The organism is Actinokineospora alba (assembly GCF_004362515.1).
GTDB classification, from domain to species: Bacteria; Actinomycetota; Actinomycetes; order Mycobacteriales; family Pseudonocardiaceae; genus Actinokineospora; species Actinokineospora alba.
In genome coordinates this window covers 1,576,118-1,597,190 of record NZ_SNXU01000001.1, presented here as the reverse complement: position 1 = coordinate 1,597,190, position 21,073 = coordinate 1,576,118, and the positions used below count along the sequence as shown (strand labels likewise).

Sequence of the window (21,073 nt, the reverse complement as noted above, 5' to 3'; positions counted from 1 at the left end):
ACGGCGTGTCGACCGTTGGGGCCTCTACGGGTCTCTAGCCAGCTCGCTAGAGACCCGTAGAGGAGCTGCTACTTCTCGATGATCGCCGTGACGCCCTGGCCGCCGGCCGCGCAGATCGAGATGAGGCCCTTGCCGGACCCCTTCTCGTTCAGCAGCTTGGCCAGGGTCGCGACGATCCGGCCGCCGGTCGCGGCGAACGGGTGGCCCGCGGCGAGCGAGGAGCCGTTGACGTTGAGCTTCGCCCGGTCGATCGAGCCCAGCGGCTCGGTCAGCCCCAGCTTCTCCTTGGCGAACGCCACGTCCTCCCACGCCGCCAGCGTGGCCAGGACCTGCGACGCGAACGCCTCGTGGATCTCGTAGAAGTCGAAGTCCTGCAGCGTCATGCCCGCGCGGGCCAGCATGCGCGGCACGGCGTACGCGGGCGCCATGAGCAGGCCCTCGTCACCGTTGACGTAGTCGACCGCGGCGGTCTCGTAGAAGGTGAGGTAGGCGAGCACCGGGAGCTTGTGCTCCTTGGCCCACTGCTCCGAGGCCAGCAGCACCGCGGACGCGCCGTCGGTGAGCGGGGTGGAGTTGCCCGCCGTCATGGTGCCGTCCGCGCCGCCGAACGCGGGCTTGAGCTTCGCCAGCTTCTCCGCCGTCGACTCCGGGCGCAGGTTCTGGTCGCGCGAGAGGCCCTGGAACGGAGTGATCAGGTCGTCGAAGAAGCCCCGCTCGTAGGCGGCCGCGAGCTTCTGGTGGCTCGACGCCGCCAGCTCGTCCTGCGCCTCGCGGGTGATGCCCCAGGTCTTGGCGGTGATCGCCATGTGACCGCCCATGGACAGCCCGGTGCGCGGCTCGGAGTTCTCCGGGCGCTCCGGCATGAAGTGGCTCGGCCGGATCTTCGCCGCCAGCGCGAGCCGCTGACCCACGGTCTTGGCGTTGTTGAGCGCGATGAGGATGTGCCGCAGGTCGTCGTTGACCGCGAGCGGGGCGTCGCTGGTGGTGTCGACGCCACCCGCGATGGCCGAGTCGATCTGGCCGAGGGCGATCTTGTTGGCGACCTGCATGATTGCCTGGAGACCGGTGCCGCACGCCTGCTGGATGTCGTAGGCGGGGGTCTCCGGCGAGAGCTTGCTGCCGAGCACGCACTCGCGAGCGAGGTTGAAGTCGCGGCTGTGCTTGAGGACGGCACCGGCCGCGACCTCGCCGATCCGCTCACCCTGCAGGCTGAACCGGGCGACGAGCCCGTCCAGCGCGGCGGTGAACATGTCCTGGTTGGAAGCCTTGGCGTAGGGCCCGTTTGACCGCGCGAACGGAATCCGGTTCCCGCCGAGAATCGCTACGCGGCGGACGCGAGTGGGGGCCATCTCTCCTCCTGAGCACAGGTTTACATCTGCGGGTAGCATCATAACCTACTCTAGAGTAGGTTTACTAGCGAGTAGGGAGGCGTAAAACGGATGACTGACCGCTACCAACAGTTCAGCACTTCCGGCGTCGGACGGCTTCTCGTGAAGCGTCTCGGACTGCCGAACCCCGAGCCGCTGCGCCGGTACAAGAGTGGCGAGCCCGCTCTGACCGGCCCGGCGCTGGTCGGGGGCACCGGACGACTGGTCGACGCCATCGGCTCGGTGTTGAAATCGGCAGGTATAGAGGTCCTGACCGCACCGGCCGGGGGCGACACCCAAAAGTACGGCGGACTCGTCTTCGACGCGACCGGAATCACTGACCCCACCCAGCTGCGGGCGCTCTACGACTTCTTCCACCCGGTGATGCGCTCCATCACGCCGTCGGGTCGGATCGTCGTCCTCGGCACGCCGCCGGAGAGCGCGACCGCCGCGGGCGAGATCATCGCCCAGCGTTCGCTTGAAGGCTTCACGCGCTCGCTCGGCAAGGAACTCAAGCGCGGCGCCACCGCCCAGCTTGTCTACGTCCAGCCCGGTGCGGAGGACAAGGTCGAGTCGACCCTGCGCTTCCTGCTCTCGGCCAAGTCGGCCTACGTCGACGGCCAGGTCATCCGGATCGGCACGCACGGCGGCGCCGTCACCGAGCCGGAGAGCTGGACCGCCCCGCTCGCGGGCAAGGTCGCGCTCGTCACCGGCGCCTCCCGCGGCATCGGCGCGGCTATCGCCGAGGTACTCGCCCGCGACGGCGCGCACGTCATCGCGCTCGACATCCCGGCCCAGGGCGGCGACCTCGCGAAGGTCGCCAACAAGGTCGGCGGTTCGACGTTCCAGCTCGACGTCACCGCGGCCGACGCGCCCGCCAAGCTGATCGAGTACCTGAAGACCCGCCACGGCGGCGTCGACATCGTGGTGCACAACGCGGGCATCACCCGGGACAAGACGCTGGCGAACATGAAGGAAGGCGCCTGGGACTCGGTCCTGGCCGTCAACCTGACCAGCCAGCTCAAGGTCAACGAGGCGCTGCTCGCCGAGGGTGTGCTCCGCGAGGGTGGACGCATCATCGGGGTGTCCTCGATCGCCGGTATCGCGGGCAACCTGGGGCAGACCAACTACGGCACCAGCAAGGCCGCCGTGATCGGCATGGTCAACGCCTACGCCGACGAGTACGCCGCCAAGGGCATCACGATCAACGCCGTCGCGCCGGGCTTCATCGAGACCCAGATGACCGCGGCGGTGCCGCTGTTCATCCGCGAAGCCGGTCGCCGGATGAACTCGATGCAGCAGGGTGGCCTGCCGGTGGACGTCGCCGAGACGATCGCCTGGTACGCCAGCCCGGCCTCCGGCGCGGTCAACGGCAACGTCGTGCGCGTCTGCGGCCAGAGCCTGCTGGGGGCGTGATGGTGGAGCTGAAGGAGTCGCCGAACCTGGGGCTGCTGTTCCCCAAGGCGGTGCTCGCGGGCTTCACGAAGAAGGGTGGCCCGCTGCCGGAGCGCGACTACGTGCGCACCGGTGTCTCGGTGGACCCGCTGCACCTCGCCGCCTACAACCGGGTCTGCGAGTTCCGGCTGACCGACGAGCTGCCCGCGACCTACCCGCACATGCTGACCTTCCCGATGCAGGTCAAGCTGATGACGGACAGCGATTTCCCGTTCCCGCTGGTCGGGTCCGTGCACATCGCCAACCGCATCACCCAGACCCGCTCGCTGCGCGTCGACGAGAAGTTCGACCTGCGGGTGCACGTGGAGAACCTCCGCGACCACCCCAAGGGTCGGCAGTTCGACATGATCAGCGAGGCGTCGATCGGCGGCGAGGTCATCTGGCACGACGTCAGCACCTACCTCAACCGCGGTGGCGGCTCGGGCAAGTCCGAGCCGAACGGTGAGCGCACGGAGCTGCCGGAGCCGACGTCGTTCTGGAAGGTCCCGGAGGACATCGGCCGGCGCTACGCGGAGGTCTCGGGCGACCGCAACCCGATCCACCTGCACCCGCTCTCGGCCAAGCTGTTCGGCTTCCCGCGCGCCATCGCCCACGGCATGTGGACGAAGGCGCGCTGCCTGGCGGCGTTCGAGGGCAGGCTGCCGGACGCGTACACAGTGGACGTCCGGTTCAAGCTGCCGGTGCTGCTGCCCGCCAAGGTGGGCTTCGCGGCCACGCCGGTGGGCGCCGGGTGGAAGTTCGACCTCGTGAACGCGCGCAAGCCGCAGCCGCACCTCGAGGGCACCATTACCGCTCTCTAGTAGCCGCATGAAGAACGGCCCACCGCTTCGGCGGTGGGCCGTTTCTCAGTTCTGGAGGGTGATCCCGGCGGGGACGTGCCGCAGCCGGTGTCCCTTGCGCGGTCCGCCCGCGCCTTCGAACGGGGTCAGCTCGTGGTTGCTGGAGATCCACACGTCCGTGCCGGTCGCGACCTGGGCGAACCGCGGCGGGCGGCGCAGGACCTTGGAGATCAGGTCCGTGCGCGGCGACGAGACCCAGATCGCCGTGCCCGCGAGCTTCGGGAACGCGGTCACCGAGTACGCGGGGCCGGTGAACAGCTCGACCCCGTCGACCTGGACCCGGAGGTCCACCGGGTCGTCGGAGTGCGGGTAGAGGGTCAGCTGGAAGCAGGAGGCGGTGCCGTCGTCGCTGCGCACCGCGGGGACCGGGCGCTCGGGGCCGGGCTCGTCCCACTGGATGAAGGGGTCGGTGTCCTCCAGGTGGAAGGACGTCTCCGGGCACTCCAGCAGCGTGATCGGGGTCGACGCCATCTCGCCGTCGAGCAGGCCGACGAAGTGGTCGAAGGACTCCTCGTCCTCGACCAGCACGCCGATAGGCCGGTCCGCCGCCTGGGCGAACGCCGCTTCGAGGTCGGCGCGCTCGGGCCTGCTGCCCAGCCGGACCGTGTCGACGCCATCGTCGAGCACCGTCTCCGGGCACTCGCACAGGATGATCGCGAGCATCTTCGTCACTCCGGGGTCGGGGTCCACACGGTGCCGGTGACCAGGTCGCCGAAGCCCATCCAGACCAGGTTCATCAGCCAGGAGGCCACAGTCTTGTCCGACACCTCGGGATGGTCCAGCCACCAGTCGGCGAGCGACTCGCTGGCGCCGACCAGGGCGGCCGCGAGGGCTTCCGTGGACTTCGCGGGCGCCTCACCGCGGGTGGTGGCGGATCGCACGAGCAACGCGTCGACAAGGTTGATGGCCCGGCCGCGCATCGCGAGGAGTTCCTCGCTGAACGGTCCGCCCTGTGAGGTCGCCTGCCGGTGCAGCACCCGCCAGCTCTGCTTCTGCTCGCCGACGAACTGGAAGAACGCCCGCAGGCCGTGCCAGAGCTGCATGTCGGGGGCCTGCTCGGTGGTCACACCGGCGGCGATGGCCTCCATCAGCATCGTCGCCTCGCGGCGGATGCAGGCGGCGAACAGGTCTTCCTTGTGGCCGAGGTACGCGTAAATCATCGGCTTGGAGACGCCCGCGACTTCGGAGATCTCGTCCATCGAGGCGTTGTGGTAGCCGTACTGGGAGAACACCCGGACCGCGGCGTCGAGGATCTGGCGTTCGCGGACCTCGCGGGGCAGTCGCTTCACCCGCGTTGACCTGCGCTCTTCGTCGACGCTCACCCTGGTCCTCCCGATTCCTACTTGCACGTGAATCTACCCGTCCGCAGCCTACTGCGGAGTAGGTAAGGAGGGCTGATGTCTGAGTCACCCAAGGGCGCGATGAAGCCACGGGATCTGGTCGCGTTGCTCGATCGGATGACCGTCGCCGAAGCGACCGCCATGGACATCGACGTCGATGCTATCGGGCGCGCGATCGATCCGAGGAAAGTCGGACGATCCGACCTTTCGACAATGCTGCGCGCGTTCCACCGCCTCGCCTCCGAGGGCGCGGACATCAAGCTGTCCGGCATGGGCGCGGACACCTTCGCCAAGCTCATCTCGTCCGCCTCCACCGAACAGGTCCAGTCGATCATGGTCGACCCGGACCTGCGGGCCAGGATCCTCGACGAGGTGTTCCGGCGGATGAGCACCCACCTGCGCCAGGAACGCGTCCGCGACCTGCACGCCGTCATCCACTGGCGCCTGACCGGCGGTGCGGGCGAAGGCGGCTACGACCGCTACGAGACGGTCATCGAGAACGGCACCTGTGTGGTCAACCGGGAGATGACCCAGCAGGCGAAGGTGACCATCACGCTGTCCCCGGTCGACTTTCTCAAGCTCATCTCGAACAACGCCTCGGCCCCAGTCCTGTTCATGACCGGCAAACTGAAAGTGCGCGGCGACCTGGCGTTCGCCGCCGGACTGGCGGGCCTGTTCGATTTGCCACGGGCTTGACCAGGCACACTGCCAGAATGGGCAGACGACTGGGCAGGAGCCAGCGACAGTGGCGCCGCAAGCAGAAGTGGCACCGCATCGAGCCGCGCACGGTCCACGACCTCGACAGCTTCGCCGAAGCGATCGACCCGGCAAAGCTGGACGCCGAGCAGTTCGTGCAGCTCATCTCGACCCTGGACATGCTCGGCACGGCGGGCACCGGCCTCGAACTCGCCGGGATGCGCACGGACACCTTCATCGGCTTCCTGTCCCGCGCCTCCCGCGACCAGCTCGACGCCCTCATGGCCCACCCACGGCTGCGGCAGGTGGTGTTCGAGGAAGTGTTCAGCCGGATGGCGACGCACCTGAACAAGGATCGGGCGGCCGGCCTGTACGCGGTCATCCACTGGCGCTTCACCGGCGGTTCCGGTCCCGGCGATTTCGACCGGTTCGAGACCGTGATCGAGAAGGGCCGCTGCGAGTCCGGCGATGAGCCGACGGACGACGCTCGGGTCACCGTGACCATCTCGCCGACGGACTTCCTGCGGGCGGTGACCGGAGTGGTGAACCTGCCGATGTTGTTCTTGTCGGGGAAGGTGAAGGTCAAGGGTGACATCGCTTTCGCGGCAACCCTGATCTCGTACTTCGACCTGCCGAAGCCATAAACCCGCTCCGGGCCACCGCCTGCTCTGAGACACCAACTTCGTTGGCTTGGGGCGATACAAAAGAACCCTGGCCCGCCTTGTGTGGCGGGCCAGGGTTCTTCACTGCTTGATCAGTAAGTGATCGCCAGTGCCGGGTCGGCCAGAAGTGCGCCGACGTCCGCCAAGAATTCCGAGCCCTGCTGGCCATCGACCAGACGGTGGTCGAAGCTCAGCGCGAGTTGGCAGACCTTGCGGACCTTGATGTCACCATCGACAACCCAAGGCGTGTCCCGAATCGCGCCGAAGGCGAGGATCGCGGATTCGCCCGGGTTGATGATCGGGGTTCCGGTGTCGACGCCGAAGACGCCGACGTTGGTGATCGTGATGGTGCCGTTGACCATGTCCGAGGGTGGGGTCTTGCCCTCACGCGCGGTGGTGGTCAGCAGTTCCAGCGCCTCCGCCAGCTCCCGCAGTGACAGGGTGTCGGCGTCGCGGATCTTCGGCACGATCAGGCCTCGGGGCGTGGCCGCCGCGATGCCCAGGTGCACGTAGTCCTTGTAGACGATCTCCTGTGCGGCCTCGTCCCAGGACGAGTTGACCTCCGGGGTCCGCTTGATCGCCATGGCGATCGCCTTCGCGCAGAACGCCAGGGGCGTCAGCTTGACGTTGCGGAACTCCGGGTGGTTCTTCAGCTTCGCGCGCAGTTCCATCATCGGGGTGACGTCGACGGTCAGGAACTCCGTGACGTGCGGTGCGGTGAAGGCGCTGGCGACCATGGCCTGGGCGGTGACCTTGCGGACGCCCTTGATCGGCACCCGCCGCTCACCCCGGACCGGGGCCTTGACCTGCCCCTCCTCCGCCGGACTGGACGCGGCCCGCTCGACGTCGGCGCGGGTGATCACGCCGCTGTCGCCGGTGCCGGTCAGCGACCGAAGGTCGACGCCGAGGTCCTTGGCGAGCTTGCGGACCGGCGGCTTGGCCAGCGGGACGTACCCGCCGGGCAGGTCGATCAGGCCCGCTGGGCTGTCCGGGACGATCGGCGTCGGGTCGACCGGGGGTGCCTCTTCGGGGATCGGGCCCTGGTGCCGCTCGAACGCCGCGCCGACCGTGCTCTGGGCGGCGGCCGCGTCGGCGGTGGCCGGGACGGCCGGGCCGTTGCGCGTGCGGCGCTTGGCGGTGACCGTCTTGGAGCCGTAGCCGACCAGCGGCTTCATCTCCTCCTCGGCCTCGGCGGGCGCGGACCCGTTCGTGGTGGCGGCGGCCGGTTTCGCGGCGCCGCCCGGGTCGACGTCGATGGTCAGGATCGGCGTGCCGACGTCGACGGTCTGACCCGGCTGGACGTGCAGCTCGGTGACCACACCCGCCCACGGGCAGGGCAGCTCGACAGCCGCCTTCGCGGTCTCGATCTCGCAGATGATCTGGTTGACGGTGACCGTGTCGCCGGGCTGGACGTGCCAGGACAGGATCTCGGCCTCGGTCAGGCCTTCCGCGGTGTCGGGCAGCGGGAAGCTCTTGAAGTCAGGCATCTCTCACCACGCCAGGGAGCGGTCGACGGCGTCGAGCACTCGGTCGAGGTCGGGCAGGAAGTGCTCTTCGAGCTTGGCAGGCGGGTACGGGACGTCGAACCCGTTGACCCGCAGCACCGGCGCCTCCAGCGAATAGAAGCACTCCTGCTGCACCTTCGCCGCGATCTCCGAGGTCAGCGAGGCCTCCGAAGGCGACTCCGAAACGACGACGAGCCGACCGGTGCGCCGCACCGAGTCGTAGACCGGCGCCAGGTCGAGCGGGGACAGCGTCCGCAGGTCGATGACCTCCAGCGACTTGCCCTCTTCCTGCGCGGCGGTCGCCGCGTCCATGGCCACCTTCACCGAAGGGCCGTACGCGACGACGGTCGCCGTCGTGCCCTGACGCAGCACGCGCGACTGGAACAGCGGCATGGGCGTCGCGTCGGTGTCGACCTCGGCCTTCATGTTCGCCGAGTGGTAGTACCGCTTCGGCTCGAAGAACAGCACCGGGTCGTCGCACTGGATGGCCTGCTGGATCATCCAGTAGGCGTCCACGGCGTTGGAGCACGAGACGACCTTGAGGCCCGCGGTGTGCGCGAAGTACGACTCCGGGGACTCCGAGTGGTGCTCGACCGCGCCGATGCCGCCGCCGAACGGAACGCGGATCACCAGGGGCATCTTGACTCGCCCCTGCGTGCGCGCGTGCAGCTTCGCGACCTGCGAGACGATCTGGTCGAAGCCGGGGAAGATGAACCCGTCGAACTGGATCTCGCACACCGGGCGGAAGCCGCGCACGGCCAGGCCGACCGCGGTGCCGATGATGCCGGACTCCGAGAGCGGCGTGTCCAGCACGCGGTGCTCGCCGAAGTCCTTCTGCAGGCCGTCGGTGATGCGGAAGACGCCGCCGAGCTTGCCGACGTCCTCACCCATCATGAGGACCTTCGGGTCGGCTTCCATCGCGGCCCGCAGGCCGAGGTTGAGCGCCTTGCCGAGGGTGAGCGACTGGACCGTGTTACCGGCCGAGTCGGTACCCGGCTTGTTGATAGCGGGTGCGGCCATCAGTGCTCACCTCCGAAGCTCGCGTGGTAGGCGAGGAAGTCGTCGCGCTGCGCGTCGAGCACCGGGTTCGGCTCGGCGTAGACGTTGTTGAACATCTGCTCGATGGGCGGTTCGCCCATGTTGAAGCAGTAGTCGCGCAGCTCCGCGGCCAGCGCGTCGGCGTCGGCCTGCACGGAGTCGAAGAAGGCCTGGTCGGCGTTCTCGTGGCGGACCAGGTTCACCCGCAGCCGCTCGATCGGGTCCTTGAGCTTCCAGGCCTCGAGTTCATCGGAGAGCCGGTAGCGCGTCGGGTCGTCGGTCGTGGTGTGGGCGTCCATCCGGTAGGTGAACGCCTCGATCAGCACCGGGCCGTTGCCGTGGCGGCACGCGTCGAGCGCCCAGCGGGTGACGGCGAGCGTCGCGAGGACGTCGTTGCCGTCAACCCGGATGCCGGGGAAGCCGTAGCCGCGGGCCCGCTGGTAGAGCGGGAGGCGGGTCTGGCGTTCGGTGGGCTCGGAGATGGCCCACTGGTTGTTCTGGCAGAAGAAGACAAGAGGCGCGTCGTAGACCGCCGCCCACACGAAGCCCTCGTGCACGTCGCCCTGCGAGGTGGCGCCGTCGCCGAAGAAGACCATCGTGGCCTCGCCGTCGTCGTCCCCGACCTTGCCCTCGAACCGCTGTCCCATCGCGTAACCGGCGGCGTTGAGCACCTGGTTGCCGATGACGATGCAGTACGGGTGGAAGCGCGTGGCGTTCGAGTCCCAGCTCCCGTTGTCGGTGCCGCGGAAGATGCCCAGCAGCTCCTTGGGGTGGATGCCCTTGGTCCAGGCGATGCCGTGCTCGCGGTAGCTCGGGAACGCCATGTCGGTCGGGCGCATCGCGCGACCGGCGCCGATCTGGGCGGCCTCCTGGCCGAGCAGCGGGACCCAGATGCCGAGCTGGCCCTGGCGCTGCAGTGCGTTGGCCTCACGGTCGGCGCGGCGGACAAGGACCATGTCGCGGTACAGATTCCGCAGGTCCTCGGCGGTGACGTCGGCGACGTAGCGGTCGAATTCGGGGTTCTCGACCCGTTCGCCTTCCGGGGTCAGGAGCTGGACCAGCTCCGGACCGCCTTCGCTTGTCGCTCGCAATCCCGCGATCACCTGCTCTGCTGTGGGTGCGGCAGCGGTGGCGGCTGGACCTTCCCGGGGCTCCGGGTGCGTCCACGTTTCTGGGGACGACATGCGCGTTCTCCTCGTGTCTGGGCCGCACAGTCGCTTGTGGCGACGGCATGCAGCCGCGCCGCCGGTACCCCGCCACCCGGTTTGGGCAGGAGGTCACCGTCGGCGCTGACGGTTCTCTCCCACATCCTGACACGAAGCTACCCGGATTGGTGAAGGGCCCGTGCCCCACCGAAGTCGATCACGGGCCGCTGAGCTGGGAAAACACTTGGATCCCCGACGTTAGGGGATCAAAGCTGAGTCCGGTCGGAGCAGTTCAGCGCGCTCGTGTGGACACTCCGCGGCCGCGGCATGTACCCACAGTGACCTGCGTCACTCGAACAGTGGGAGCCGCTCGATGTCGCCCTTCGCGAAGGCCGCGATCACGGTGCCCGCGGCGGCGCTGGTCGAGGTGATCCGCACGGTGTCGCCGACGACGTCGACGGTCGGCTTCGGGACCACCCGGGACCAAGGTGTGCCGGAGGAGGTCTTCGCACCCTTGAGCGTCGCCTCGATCTGGATCTTCATCTCGGCCGCGTCCTCGGGCGAGTGCGCCTTGAGGCAGATGAGGTCGGTCGTGTCGTCCTTGCCGTCGATCCGCACCCCGGCGGAGGCGATCGGCCCGATGGCGGCCGCCGCGACATCGCCCAGGCAGCCGGCGTGCGCGGCCATGGTCTTGTCCTCGGCCAAGCTGCCCGCCCCCTCGGCGAACCAGTCGAGTTGAGCCGCGGCCGACGAGTAGAGCAACTCGGAACCGGCCGCACGGACCGCGGAGAAGGCCTCAGGCTTGGCGGCCTTGTTCGCGATGGCGGAGTTGACGGCGGCGCTGTCGAAAGGACCGCGTAAACGCCCCGCGGCAGCCGGAGCCTTGCCCGCGGTGACAGCCTCCTCGAACGCGGCGAGGTCGAGCGCAAGGAGGTCCTTGAGCTTCTTGGGAGACTCGGTGATCTGCGAACTTCCGACCATGCCGAAGTTCTTGGTGTCCTTGAGCTGCTTGATCTTGGTGAGATCGGCGTACTCGAACCGCTCACGGGTGCTGTCGTTCGCCCGGACACCCGCGAGCGCACCGGTGAGACCGGTGGCCTTGGGTGCGGCGGTGGAACTCGGGGAAGCGTTGGGGGCAGCGGGTTTCTCACCACAGGCGGTGAGTGCGAGACAGGCGATGGCGAGGACACCCACGGAGCGCTTCATGGGCGGCAGGTTAGCGGGTGAGGCCGTGACCGTGTGCGGGAACTTTCACGGCCACGGCCTCACCGACGAGCGTGCCCGACAAGACCTGATAGCGACCTCAGCGCGCAGTGCCGGGAGGTTTCACTGACCGAGAACTGCCCGCTGTGCGGTGCTATGGAATCTGGCTTCAAGGCAATCCGTTTCGGATCCACTGAAACTCGACCTCCGCCACGGTGCGTCATGCTCATCCGCGCTCATGATCGGTGGCCATTCGAGCCAGAAAGTCCACCGACTCCTCAGCACTCAACGCGATCTTCAGCATCGTGTCGGTGTAGTGCTGGTAAGCACAGGTGTCATCGGGTTTGTGCAGGAACGCGCCAACCTTGCGCTGGTCGAGGAACACAATCGGCGTCGCCTTGCTGAAGTTCAGCAGCGAGAACCCTCCGGCGGCGAGATATCCACCCCGGCGAAACGGGATGGCCCTGATCGTCACGTTGGGCAACTCGGACATCTCGATCAGCTTGCGGATCTGGTCGGCCATCACCAGGGAACCGCCAATGGGCCTACGGAGGGCGGCCTCATCGAGGATCGCCAAGTACGACGGGCCACGGCTCTTGGTCAGCACGGTCTGCCGCCGCACCCTGGTCGCGATCCGCACCTCCGCGTCTGCCTCCGGAATGCCGCCATAGCGCATGACCGCGCGTATGTAATTGTGGGTTTGCAGCAGTCCGGGGATGAGTAGCGGGCCGAAGTTGACGATCCGGGTTGCCTGCGACTCGAAGGTGATCAGTGCGGGCAATTGCACTTGGCGTGGAAGGTCTCCGGTCTCCCACCAGCCCGGCGTGTTCGCCGCACGGGTGAGTTCGAGGATCCGCGCCCGCTTCTTGCCCACCACCGAATAGACAGCGAGCAGTGCCCCCACCTCTTCCAGGCTGGGTACCCGCTTCCCCAACTCCGATCGGTTCAAGCCGGCGCTCGAGAAGCCCACCCGGGCGGCGACCGCCCGGGTCGTCAGTCCCGCCTGTACCCGGAGGTCCTTCAGCTCGGCGGCCAAGGCGCGCGTCCGAGCTGTCCCCTCAATCCGGCTCACGTGATCACTTCACCAGGTCTCGCGGCCAGGGAAAATGACACGATGAGATGAGTCGTCTCCACTCCCGAAACAGACCGGAAGGCGCTATCCCTCCACCCCGCCTGCCGGTATCGTTCGCCTCCAATACTGGGGTTCGGAACTGGGGAAACATGTCTTACTCAACTCTGTCCAGATACAGACGCGCCCTCTTCGCGGCGACTGCGGTGGTGGTCGGTTCCGCGGGACTGGCCGTGACCACCGTCGGCACGGCCGCGGCGGCGCCGCACTACGCGACGCCACCCACAGTTCAGTTCGGCTACACCGATTCGGCCGACCACAAGACCGCTTTCAACCTCGCCCCCGACCAGCGCGAGGTGCCGCTCGGCGCTTGGGCTGACGCGAGCGGCCGGATACATGTGTCGAGGATCTACGCCACCTTCGACGTCACCCAGTTCACGGGAAAGACCGTGGATGACGGCAAGGTCTTCATCCGCGAGGTCAGCGCCGCCGACTGCGCGAAGCGGGCGATCGAGATCTGGTCGACCGACACCATCGAGCAAACCCCCAGTTGGGCCGACGCGCCCGCGGCCGAGCAGAAGCTAGACGACATCACCACGCCGAACTTCTGCCCGGCGAGCATCACGTTCGATGTGAAGGCCGCCGTGGAGAAGGCGGTCGCCAAGGGCAAGCCGCGGGTCAGCTTCGAGATCAGGGTTCCCGAGACCGCGGAGAAGGACGTCACTTTCGGCCGCATGCTCTCCGCGTACAGCGGTGTCCAACTCTCGGTGCAGTACAACTCCGCGCCGTCGATCGACCCCGCGCAGCGCTACAACGGCGGCTTCCCCTGCGCACAGTCGGCGCCCTTTCCGAGGATCAAACGGAACCTCCTGCAAGCGTTGGCCACCGACGCCGACGCGCACGATCAACACAACGTGAAGTACAGCTACGCGGTGTGGCCGCAGGACGACCCGGCTGCCCGGGTCGAGCTGTCGAACGACTACGGCAGCACCACTGCGGCAGGCCGAGTGGAACTCCCCGCAGACTCCTTTGTAGACGGCCGGACGTACCTGTGGCAGGCCCGGGTCACCGACGGCGTCGCCACCTCCGCTTGGTCCGAACCGTGCGGCTATGTCGTCGACCGGACGGCGCCGTCGGCGCCGCAGGTGACCTCGTCCAACTACCCGCCGAGCGGCTCGGAGCAGCCTGGTCCCATCGGTCAACCCGTCAAGTTCACCTTCTCGGGCAACGGCGACGCTGACACCGCGGGCTTTGAGTGGACATGGATGGAGTTCAGCGTCCCTGGCTGTCCATACGGGGACTTTGCCGTACTCATGTGCTCCGACCCGTTCGAAAGTCCGAACACCGTGCGGGCCGATGCTCCTGGTGGTAGCGCCACCGTAGCGCTGACCACGCAGTATTCGGGTCCTGCCCGGTTGCAGGTCCGCGCGGTCGACGCGGCGGGTAACCGATCCGCGCCGGTGTCGTACGAGATCGTGGTGCCCGAGGGGGCGCCGCGCATCACGGTTGTCGGGGATGAGCCGGAGTGGGGCAAGCCAGTCACCCTCCGCTTCGAGCCGTACCCGGGTGTTGAGGGCGTCGTCGACTTCGAGTACAGCGTGGACAACGCCGCTCCGCAGATCGTCGCCGCGGGTGCGGACGGCACCGCGACCATCAGCTTCACGGCGGGCAACGTCAATGGGCACTACGTGACGGCGCGCAGCAGGAGCGCGAGCGGGTGGATTTCGCGCGATGGCTCGTGGCGCCACCAGTTCGACCTTCGGCCGACCGTGCGGTCCGAGGTCTATCCCGGCGGTGCGGAGCCCACGGGTGGCGTGGGCGTCCAGGGCACGTTCACCATTTTGCCCGCGCCGGGAATGACCGATGTCCAGGGATACTCGTACGCCATCGGTTGGGACCAGGAACTGACTTTCGTCCCAGCAGCCGCGGACGGCAGCGCCACGGTCACGTGGACGCCGTCGGAGAGCGGTTTCCACAACCTGGAGATCATCCCGGTCCGCCATGACGGCTCATGGAACTTCGACGGCTACCGGAACCATCGGTTCTTCGTGGCGTAACACGCGGGTTCACGGCCCGGTGCCGCCTAGTGGCAGTATCGGGCCGTGGACACGACAGCAGCGGCGCAGACCGTCCGGGCCCTGTGGGACGCAGAGATCCTGCCCAGCCTCCAGGACTTCATCACCATCCCCGCCCTCTCCCCCGCCTTCGACGACGCCTGGGCCGCCAACGGCAACCTCGACGCGGCCGTCGAGCACCTGCGGACCTGGATCGCGAAACGCAACATCCCCGGCGCGACCATTGAGGTCGTGCGGCTTCCGGAACGCACGCCGCTGCTCTTCGTCGACATCCCGGCGACCGACGGGGTCGACAACGGCACCGTCCTGCTCTACGGCCACCTCGACAAGCAGCCGCCCGTCGGCGGCTGGTCCGAGGGCCTCGGCCCCTGGACGCCCGTCCTGCGCGACGGCAAGCTCTTCGGCCGTGGCGCCTCCGACGACGGGTACGCGGGCTACGCCGCGACCGCCGCGATCGAGGCCGTCCGCTCCGCCGGTGGCGCGCACAGCCGGTGCGTCGTGCTGCTGGAGACCTGCGAGGAGTCCGGCAGCCCCGACCTGCCCGCGTACCTCGAACACCTCGACGACCGCCTCGGCGCGGTGTCGCTCGTCGTCTGCCTCGACTCGGGCGGCATGGACTACGACCGCCTCTGGCTGACCACCTCCCTGCGCGGCCTCGCGTCGGTGACCGCGACCGTGCGGGTGCTGACCGTCGGCCAGCACTCGGGGACGGTCAGCGGGGTCGTGACCAGCTCGTTCCGTGTTCTGCGGCAGCTGCTTGACCGGATCGAGGACTCGGCGACCGGCGAGATCAAGCTGGCGGAGATGAACGTCGAGATCCCCGAGGACCGGCTCGCCGAACTGCGCGCGACCGTCGAGTCCGCGCCCGGCTCGGTCCTCTCCGCGATCCCGTTCGCGCCCGGTGTCCGCCCGGTCACCGACGACGAGGTCGAGCTGTTCCTCAACAGCAGCTGGCGTCCCACCCTGTCGATCATCGGCGCGTCGGGCATGCCCGAACCGGCCGACGCGGGCAACGTGCTGCGGCCGTTCACCACCCTCAGCCTGAGCTTCCGCCTGCCGCCCACGGCCGACGCCGCCGCGTCCCTCGAAGCGGTTCGCAAGATCCTGACCACCGACGTTCCCGACGGCGCGCAGGTCGAACTCACCCGGTTCGAGGCGGCGGGCGGCTGGAACGCGCCCACGCTGGCGCCGTGGCTGCGGTCCTCTTTGGACAGCGTGAGCGACACCGTGTTCGGAAACCCGTGGCGCACCATGGGGATGGGTGGTTCCATTCCGTTCATGGGTCTGCTGGCCGAGCGCTACCCCGACGCCCAGTTCGTCATCACCGGCGCGGTCGGGCCGGACAGCAACATCCACGTGCCGGACGAGTCCCTCGAGGTCGCGCACGCGGTCCGCGTCACCGAGGCCATCGTCCACATCCTCGACGCCCACGCCAGGAGCTGACGTGCACGGCCACTACATCGCTTCTCCTCCGCCCGCCCACTAGCGGGCGGCGCTCTCCACAACCGACCTGGCCTCTGACGCCGGGTAGGTCGTCGCTGCCCGCACACGGTTCCCGTGTCGGCAGCGATCTCCCTGGAGAAAATGATGTCTCGCACCACCCTGCCCACGTGGCAGGGCCTTTCCCTTGTCGTCACCGCCGCCATCGCCTGGGGAACCGGCGGAGCGGCGGCCGCGGTCCTCTACCGGACCACCGACCTCGGTCCCGTCGCCGTCACTTTTTGGCGGTTCCTCTGCGGCACACTGCTCCTCGCGTCGGCGCTGGGTGCCCGCAAGCTGATCACCGGGCAGCCGGTCGTCGCGGGCCCGCGCTCGGTCGCGACCGGTGTCTGCCTGGCCGTGTCGCAGTCGGCGTACTTCGCCGCGGTGGGCGTGTCCGGCGTCGCCGTCGCGACGGCGGTGACACTCGGCGCGACACCCGCACTGACCGCGCTGGGCTCGCGTTCCTGGCTCAGCAGGCGTGGTTCCCTGGGCGCGATCAGCGGTCTGGTCGGACTGGTGTTCTTGTGCGGGCCCGCCGGTTCGTCGCCCACCGGCCTGGCGTTGGCGCTGCTGTCCGCCGTGGGCTTCGCAGCGGCCACGATCCTCGGCCGCGGGTCACTCGGCGAGACACTGGCCGCGCTCGCGGTCGGGACCGTCCTCCTCGCGCCGTTCGCCGTAGTCCCGGTGGTGACGCCGGAGACGCTTGGCTTGATCGGCTTCCTCGGCGCGGTGCCCACAGCCTTGGCGTATGCCCTGTTCTTCTCGGGTTTGAAGACCGTCCACGCGACTACCGCCTCGGTGATCACCCTGGTGGAACCGCTCACGGCGACGGTGATCGCGGTCGGCTGGCTCGGTGAGGTGCTCACGGTGTCGACCGGTATCGGGATGGCGTTGCTGCTGGTCGCCGTGGTGGTGGCGAGCGGCTAATCGAGGCCGCGGCTGAGCCGGTCCGCGCGCCGTGTCGTCTCCGGGAGGCGGTACTTCGGGGTGAGCGTGAGGACCAGCTCGGTCGCGGTGTCGATATCCATCTTGTGACCGATGGAGAGGAACACCGGCTTCACGCCTTCGCGGGTCCGCAGCGTGCGGCCGATCGGCCTCCGCTCGTCCTCGATCCGCGTCCAGTCCCCGCGGTTCGGGCCGGGCATCTCCCAGCCGCCGTTCGCGCTCTTGCTCACCCCGATGGACGGAATGCCGGTCAACACCCCCGCGTGACACGCCAACCCGAACCGTCGCGGATGCGCGATCCCCTGCCCGTCGCAGACCAGCACGTCCGGCGTGACCGACAGCTTCTCCAGCGCGGGCAGCAGCAGCGGGAGCTCGCGGAACGCGAAAAGGCCTGAGATGTAAGGGAAATCCACGGACCCGGTCACCACGGCCTGATCGACGACCTCAAGCGTCGCCAAGTCCAGCACGCACACCGCCGCGGTCCCGCGATCGGTGTAGTGCACGTCGAGACCCGCCGCGGTCTTCGGAGCGAACCCCTCAGGCGTTTCCTGGGAGACCTGATCACGCAGGCGGAGCTGTTCGGCGATGGCTTCGTCCTCTGTGGACACCTTCACCGTCGAGCGGTCCACTCCGCGTACAACAGGTCCGCGTGGTGTTCACGGAAACGGCTGAGCTCGTGCACGCTGACGTTCTTCGCCCACGTCCCCGGGTCGACCTGGACGAACCCGTCCGCGGCCGCCTTCGCCTTGTCCGGTCCGAGGTAGAACAGCCCGACCGAGCCCTCTTCGCTGATGCCGACGACCTGGCACTCGTGGCCGCGGTAGTCGGCTCGGGTCGTCACCTCGTCGACCCGGGAGCACTCGGCTACCGGCACCGATCCGCCGCCACGCAAGGTCACGAAACCGTTGGCGGGAAAGGACTCCGCCTCCCGCTCCGAGCCGTCTACCAGCACGAAGACACCGGTTCGCGGTCGTTGAAACGTCATCGCTGTCCCTCCCAGCCCATGCTCGCTCCGCGGAACACCGCGACGATCGCGCCGTTGGCCACGATCCGCGCGCCCACCGGCACGATCCCCGGGCGCTTCCACCATTCCGGCATCGCCAGGTCACCGCCCGCCGTCAGGCCCGTGCCGGAGTACGGCCACGGCGCGATCTCCTGGCGGTAGGTGTTCGGGTCGACGCCCGCCATCTTCACCGCGTCGACCATCGCGTATGCCGCCTCGCGGACCGCGCGCTTGTCCGCGGTCGGCACGGAAGGAGCGCCGAACGGGACGACGTAGTGGTCGGGGAACAGCGCCGGGAACTCCATCGTGTGCAGCACGGCCAGGTCCGGGCGGAACGGGCTGCCCGCGTAGTCCAGCCGGAACGCCTTGACGAAGTCGCCCGGCGAGCGCAGGTTCACGCAGTCCTGATGGCGGGCCACCGTGCCGCCGACCAGCCGGAAGTCGAACGGCGGCCGTGCGCCGACGACACCCGCAGAGACCTCGCCACGCAGGTACCGGTCGACCGAACCCGGCGTCAGCGGCTTGACCATGACGGTGTCCGGCGCGAGGCCCACCATGGTGTGGACGCGCGCGGTCAGCACCCGCTCCTGCGGGCTCAGCGTGCCGGAACCGGGGACAGTCATGACCGCCAGCCCGTGATGGCCACGCCGTCCGGCACCGGGAACCGGGTCCGCCACTGCTCGAACAGCAGGTCCGTCTGGACCTCGTGCACGTCGACCAGCTCCGCGGCCGGGACCTCGCGCTGGTACTCGTACTTGTCGACCTGGGTGAACCCGTTCTCCGCGGCCCACGCGCCGCTGCTGTCGGCGTAGGTCACCGCGGCGACCTCGGAGAGGGCGTCGATCGCCACCCGGTGGCCGCGCCACATGCCGTACCAGCGGGCGGAGAAGACGCGCTCGCACTGCTCGACCGGCACCTTGGCCGACCACACGCTGTGCGTCTCGTTCCAGGCGAACAGGGTCGGCTCAGGGTTGTCCGACTCGGTGGACTTGAGCATCACGTGGTCGGAGTTGGCCGGGTACAGCCCGGGCCGCGCGACCCCGCCGATCACGGCGTAGGTGCCCGATCGGACCTGCGGGTAGCTCACGGCCTCACCCATCCCGTTCCGTCGAAGGTCGCCACGAGCTCCTTGTTGCCCGCGGCGTCATAACGGTAGATGGCCGAGCCCGGCGGCAGGTCCATCCGGCCCTGGATCTCGAACTCCGGCACACCCTGGGTCGGGTGCGCGGTGACGCCCGCGCCGGAGAACGGCCACTGGTTGGTCGCCGGGTGGTAGGTCGTCGGGTTGACGCCGGCGTTCTCCACCGCGTCGATCATCTCGTCGCGGGCGCGCACGACAGGCGGCGAGCCGTCGGGGATGTCCGGCGTGTGCGGGGCGCCGATCGGGGTGCTGTACATGCTCGGGTCGGACGCCGGGAACTCCATGACGTGGATGTTCGGCTGGCTGGTCGAGTACGGGCTGCCCGTGTAGTCGAGGCGGTTGCCGTTGATCAGGTCAGCCGGGGTGTTGAGCACGCCGGCGTCCTGGTTGCGGGCGACGAAGCCGCCGACCTGCGGGCCCCAGGTGCCGTCGAGGTAGTTCTGCACGGCGTTGTCCGGGATGACCTTCTGCATGGTCGTCGACGGCGTGATGTCGACGGCGTTCATCGCCCGGGCCATCAGGTCGCGCTCGTGCGGGGTCAGCGCGCCGGAACCCGGGACGTCGGTGCCGCCGGGCACCGGGTCGGTGGCGAGCCGGTCCATCGCGCGCTCGAAGTCGGCGAACTCGTCGGGGGTGAACTGGCTGCGGACCTGGTCACGCCAGTGCGGGCCGCTGCCGGGGCTCGCGGGCGTCGGAGTCCGCGGGGTCGGCGGTGTGGGGCTGCCGGTCCCGGGTGTCGTCGGCGTCGCCGAACCGCTGGGAGTGGTGGTGGTGCTCGGGGTGGCCGGAGTGGCGCTCGACGGCGTGGTCGGCGTGGCCGATCCCGACGGTGTGGTCGTCGCGCTCGGCGTCGTTGGGGTGGCGCTCGACGGTGTCGTCGGGGTGGCGGAGCCGGACGGTGTCGTCGTGGCGCTCGGCGTGCCGGGAGTCGCGCTGGACGGGGTGGTCGGGGTGGCCGAACCGGACGGCGTGGTCGTGGGCGTCGCGGAGCGCACGGTGCTGGGCGCGTTCGGGGACGCGGTGCCGCCGGACGGGCGCAGCTTCTGCAGGCCGCGCTTGATGGCCTCCCAGATCTCGCCGAGCTTGGCCATGATCGGGCGCAGCTTCTCCACCGAGCGGGTCAGCTTGGCGATGATGTCGGTGATCCGGCCGACCCACTTCGACACCAGCGCCGCCACCGAGGCGGCGACGTGCGGCGTGGCCAGACCCAGGGTCAGCCCCAGTTCGGCGAGCCACTGCGGCAGCCGGATCAGCAGCGTCGAGATGCATTCGGCGACCAGGTCGCGGACGATGCCGCGGACCACGCCGACCAGCACGCCGACGACCTCGACGACCGTGCCGATCGTCTCCGCGCCCGTGCCCGCGGCGGTGATGTGCTCGTTCTGCTGACCGGCGTTGGTCCGGTAGGCGTCGGCCGCGGGGCCCACCCAGCCCGCGGTGCCGTTGGTGACCTCGGTCTGATGGTCCGCCGCGACACCGGCGACGGCCTGCGACACGTTCTTCCACGTCTGCGCGTAGGCGGCGATCTGGTCGGCGTCCCCGGCCAGCCAGTTCAGCGCGTCGCGCAGCGGGGCCACGTGTTCGATCACCCACGAGACCGCGTACTGGCCGAGCGTGCCGATCGGGTCGATCACCAGCGACAGGACTTCCAGCCCGCCGCCGAGCGCGCCGATGCCGCCCTCGACCCACGAGCCGCTCTGCACACCGTTGTAGATGTCGACCGCCGACTCGGCGATGCCGATGCCGGTGACGGCGGTGGTCGAGTCCTTGCGTTCGGCGATCAGCGGGTTGGTCATCGCGCACCGCCCGCGAACGGCTTGGTGTTGGCCTGCTCGACGTTGTCGTAGGACGTCGTGTTGTCCCGGATGCCCTGGGAGGTGTCGGTCACGGACTCCGCCGCCTGCCGGATCGCCTCGACCCCCGGGCCGCTGACCGCGTGCACGATCGGCACGAAGAACTGGCAGATCACGCCGTAGGCCTCGGTGCCCATGTGCACCGAACTCGCCGCCTGCAGCGCCTGGTCCAGGCGGTCCTGCAGGGCGTCGAGCCTGCCGGCGTGACCGGCTAACTCACCGGTCAGGACGTCATATCCGTTCGGCACCGGGACT

General features: G+C 68.9%; 21 protein-coding genes. 7 read left to right on the top strand and 14 right to left on the bottom strand.

Annotation, left to right across the window (positions count from 1 at the left end; translation table 11 throughout):
• Positions 1-68: 68 nt before the first annotated feature.
• Positions 69-1,349, bottom strand: coding sequence for an acetyl-CoA C-acetyltransferase (locus tag C8E96_RS07660; protein ID WP_091376709.1), 1,281 nt, complete (start codon positions 1,347-1,349; stop codon positions 69-71).
• Between the two features lie 90 nt (positions 1,350-1,439).
• On the opposite strand from C8E96_RS07660, the gene C8E96_RS07655 reads away from it, so the two are divergent.
• Both C8E96_RS07655 and C8E96_RS07650 read left to right on the top strand, forming a co-directional pair.
• Positions 1,440-2,783, top strand: coding sequence for a 3-oxoacyl-ACP reductase (locus C8E96_RS07655; protein ID WP_091376706.1), 1,344 nt, complete (start codon positions 1,440-1,442; stop codon positions 2,781-2,783).
• On the top strand, positions 2,783-3,622 hold the full coding sequence (locus C8E96_RS07650; protein ID WP_091376702.1) for a MaoC family dehydratase: 840 nt from the start codon (positions 2,783-2,785) through the stop codon (positions 3,620-3,622). The genes C8E96_RS07655 and C8E96_RS07650 overlap by 1 nt, the downstream gene beginning before the upstream one ends.
• 45 nt (positions 3,623-3,667) lie before the next feature.
• Here the strand turns inward: C8E96_RS07650 and C8E96_RS07645 are convergent, their stop codons facing one another.
• Together C8E96_RS07645 and C8E96_RS07640 are read right to left on the bottom strand one after the other, a co-directional pair.
• A complete protein-coding gene (locus tag C8E96_RS07645) occupies positions 3,668-4,324 on the bottom strand; it encodes a hypothetical protein (RefSeq protein ID WP_133794246.1) in 657 nt (218 codons plus the stop codon).
• A gap of 5 nt (positions 4,325-4,329) precedes the next feature.
• The gene (locus tag C8E96_RS07640; protein WP_091376695.1) at positions 4,330-4,983 is read right to left on the bottom strand and encodes a TetR/AcrR family transcriptional regulator; all 654 of its coding nucleotides are present in this window, start codon (positions 4,981-4,983) and stop codon (positions 4,330-4,332) included.
• Positions 4,984-5,058: 75 nt separating this feature from the next.
• On the opposite strand from C8E96_RS07640, the gene C8E96_RS07635 reads away from it, so the two are divergent.
• Complete coding sequence (locus C8E96_RS07635) at positions 5,059-5,697, top strand: SCP2 sterol-binding domain-containing protein (RefSeq protein WP_091376693.1); 639 nt, start codon at positions 5,059-5,061, stop codon at positions 5,695-5,697.
• Positions 5,698-5,714: 17 nt separating this feature from the next.
• Positions 5,715-6,341 (top strand): SCP2 sterol-binding domain-containing protein, encoded by a 627-nt coding sequence (locus C8E96_RS07630; protein WP_091376691.1) that lies wholly within the window; start codon positions 5,715-5,717, stop codon positions 6,339-6,341.
• Between the two features lie 110 nt (positions 6,342-6,451).
• Here the strand turns inward: C8E96_RS07630 and C8E96_RS07625 are convergent, their stop codons facing one another.
• From C8E96_RS07625 to C8E96_RS07600, 5 genes are all read right to left on the bottom strand, one after another.
• Positions 6,452-7,846, bottom strand: coding sequence for a dihydrolipoamide acetyltransferase family protein (locus C8E96_RS07625; protein WP_091376688.1), 1,395 nt, complete (start codon positions 7,844-7,846; stop codon positions 6,452-6,454).
• Between the two features lie 3 nt (positions 7,847-7,849).
• Positions 7,850-8,884, bottom strand: a complete 1,035-nt coding sequence (locus C8E96_RS07620) for an alpha-ketoacid dehydrogenase subunit beta (RefSeq protein WP_091376685.1) — start codon at positions 8,882-8,884, stop codon at positions 7,850-7,852.
• The gene (pdhA, locus tag C8E96_RS07615; RefSeq protein ID WP_091376682.1) at positions 8,884-10,086 is read right to left on the bottom strand and encodes a pyruvate dehydrogenase (acetyl-transferring) E1 component subunit alpha; all 1,203 of its coding nucleotides are present in this window, start codon (positions 10,084-10,086) and stop codon (positions 8,884-8,886) included. Before pdhA ends, C8E96_RS07620 begins: the two co-directional genes overlap by 1 nt.
• Before the next feature lie 309 nt (positions 10,087-10,395).
• A complete protein-coding gene (locus C8E96_RS07610; RefSeq protein ID WP_091376678.1) occupies positions 10,396-11,253 on the bottom strand; it encodes a hypothetical protein in 858 nt (285 codons plus the stop codon).
• 223 nt (positions 11,254-11,476) lie between these two features.
• On the bottom strand, positions 11,477-12,286 hold the full coding sequence (locus tag C8E96_RS07600; protein WP_166657911.1) for a helix-turn-helix domain-containing protein: 810 nt from the start codon (positions 12,284-12,286) through the stop codon (positions 11,477-11,479).
• 266 nt (positions 12,287-12,552) lie between these two features.
• On the opposite strand from C8E96_RS07600, the gene C8E96_RS07595 reads away from it, so the two are divergent.
• The 3 genes from C8E96_RS07595 (at position 12,553) to C8E96_RS07585 (ending at position 16,803) form a co-directional block, all read left to right on the top strand.
• A complete protein-coding gene (locus C8E96_RS07595; RefSeq protein WP_133794242.1) occupies positions 12,553-14,376 on the top strand; it encodes a CBM96 family carbohydrate-binding protein in 1,824 nt (607 codons plus the stop codon).
• A gap of 45 nt (positions 14,377-14,421) precedes the next feature.
• Complete coding sequence (locus C8E96_RS07590; RefSeq protein ID WP_091376669.1) at positions 14,422-15,837, top strand: M20/M25/M40 family metallo-hydrolase; 1,416 nt, start codon at positions 14,422-14,424, stop codon at positions 15,835-15,837.
• A 144-nt stretch (positions 15,838-15,981) separates the two neighbouring features.
• Positions 15,982-16,803, top strand: a complete 822-nt coding sequence (locus tag C8E96_RS07585) for an EamA family transporter (RefSeq protein WP_228769958.1) — start codon at positions 15,982-15,984, stop codon at positions 16,801-16,803.
• Here the strand turns inward: C8E96_RS07585 and C8E96_RS07580 are convergent.
• From C8E96_RS07580 to C8E96_RS07555, 6 genes are read right to left on the bottom strand one after another with little or no spacing between them, the layout of a single operon-like run.
• Positions 16,800-17,429 carry an endonuclease V gene (locus C8E96_RS07580; RefSeq protein ID WP_228769957.1) on the bottom strand — a complete coding sequence of 210 codons (630 nt, stop codon included), beginning with the start codon at positions 17,427-17,429 and terminating at the stop codon, positions 16,800-16,802. The genes C8E96_RS07585 and C8E96_RS07580 overlap by 4 nt on opposite strands.
• Positions 17,430-17,431: 2 nt before the next feature.
• Positions 17,432-17,806, bottom strand: a complete 375-nt coding sequence (locus C8E96_RS07575) for a hypothetical protein (protein WP_133794240.1) — start codon at positions 17,804-17,806, stop codon at positions 17,432-17,434.
• On the bottom strand, positions 17,803-18,447 hold the full coding sequence (locus C8E96_RS07570) for a hypothetical protein (RefSeq protein WP_091376655.1): 645 nt from the start codon (positions 18,445-18,447) through the stop codon (positions 17,803-17,805). The genes C8E96_RS07575 and C8E96_RS07570 overlap by 4 nt, the downstream gene beginning before the upstream one ends.
• Positions 18,444-18,911, bottom strand: coding sequence for a hypothetical protein (locus tag C8E96_RS07565; protein ID WP_091376652.1), 468 nt, complete (start codon positions 18,909-18,911; stop codon positions 18,444-18,446). Before C8E96_RS07565 ends, C8E96_RS07570 begins: the two co-directional genes overlap by 4 nt.
• Positions 18,908-20,761, bottom strand: a complete 1,854-nt coding sequence (locus C8E96_RS33135; RefSeq protein WP_166657910.1) for a WXG100 family type VII secretion target — start codon at positions 20,759-20,761, stop codon at positions 18,908-18,910. The genes C8E96_RS07565 and C8E96_RS33135 overlap by 4 nt, the downstream gene beginning before the upstream one ends.
• Positions 20,758-21,066: a type VII secretion target gene (locus tag C8E96_RS07555; protein ID WP_091376649.1), complete on the bottom strand. Its 309-nt coding sequence runs from the start codon at positions 21,064-21,066 to the stop codon at positions 20,758-20,760. The genes C8E96_RS33135 and C8E96_RS07555 overlap by 4 nt, the downstream gene beginning before the upstream one ends.
• Positions 21,067-21,073: the final 7 nt, after the last annotated feature.